This is a genomic window from Vibrio sp. D173a (genome assembly GCF_030248475.1).
This window is the reverse complement of sequence record NZ_JAHGAH010001560.1, coordinates 1-682: the sequence shown is the minus strand read 5'-3', so window position 1 is coordinate 682 and position 682 is coordinate 1. Positions and strand designations below refer to the sequence as shown.

At 46.5% G+C, this 682-nt stretch carries 2 protein-coding genes; one reads left to right on the top strand and one right to left on the bottom strand.

Translation table 11 applies throughout. The features are described 5' to 3' along the window. A partial coding sequence (locus KIV40_RS34745; RefSeq protein WP_285354003.1) for a hypothetical protein occupies positions 1–197 on the bottom strand: 197 nt, incomplete at its 3' end. Between the two features lie 229 nt (positions 198–426). Here KIV40_RS34745 and KIV40_RS34740 point away from each other — a divergent pair. After that, the coding region (locus tag KIV40_RS34740) for an Ada metal-binding domain-containing protein (protein ID WP_285354001.1) at positions 427–682 on the top strand (256 nt) is incomplete at its 3' end.

Genomic DNA, 682 nt, shown 5'->3' with positions numbered 1-682 from the left:
TTCATTAAGTTCTCAATGGACTCTTCTAACGAGTGAGACATGTAAGAGTGTATTTGATGCCCGTCCGTAGCGTCGATCTCAATCATGGAGATACCGCTTTCGCAAGTGTCTTTGAGATATCCGAGCGATTGCTCGACAGACTGACAGGTGAGAACTTGATTGTTCTTGAGAACAATGCGACAGGTGTGCAGATCCATAGCCAATTATCCTTGTTATTCAGCCAGCCTTGGCATCTTAAGCGCCAAGTGATAGCTGTGACGTTGTGAGAGAAAACCTCGTTCTATATAAGGGTAGTTGAACTATGTGAAAAGCAAATTAAAAAAATTCAATTTATTGCATATTCAGTTCCGGAAATGGCTAGCGTTCGCTCGGCTTGTCGGTACACTTTAATTTATTACTTGACGTTATCGGGTTGAAGGTAGGCATATGGAAGGCAAGATTCATCAATACAGCGATCTGAGCAGTGCTCAATGCCGACAGGCGCGACTCGCGCGAGACGCCCGCTTTGATGGCCTGTTTTTTATCGCTGTAAAAACGACGGGTATATTCTGTCGTCCTATCTGTCCAGCCTCGCCGCCGAAAGAGCAGAACGTCGAATATTTTTCTAATCAAGCTCAAGCGCTGCAAGCTGGCTATCGCCCATGTTTGCGCTGTCGTCCAGACAGTGCGCCGTTCTCTCCGG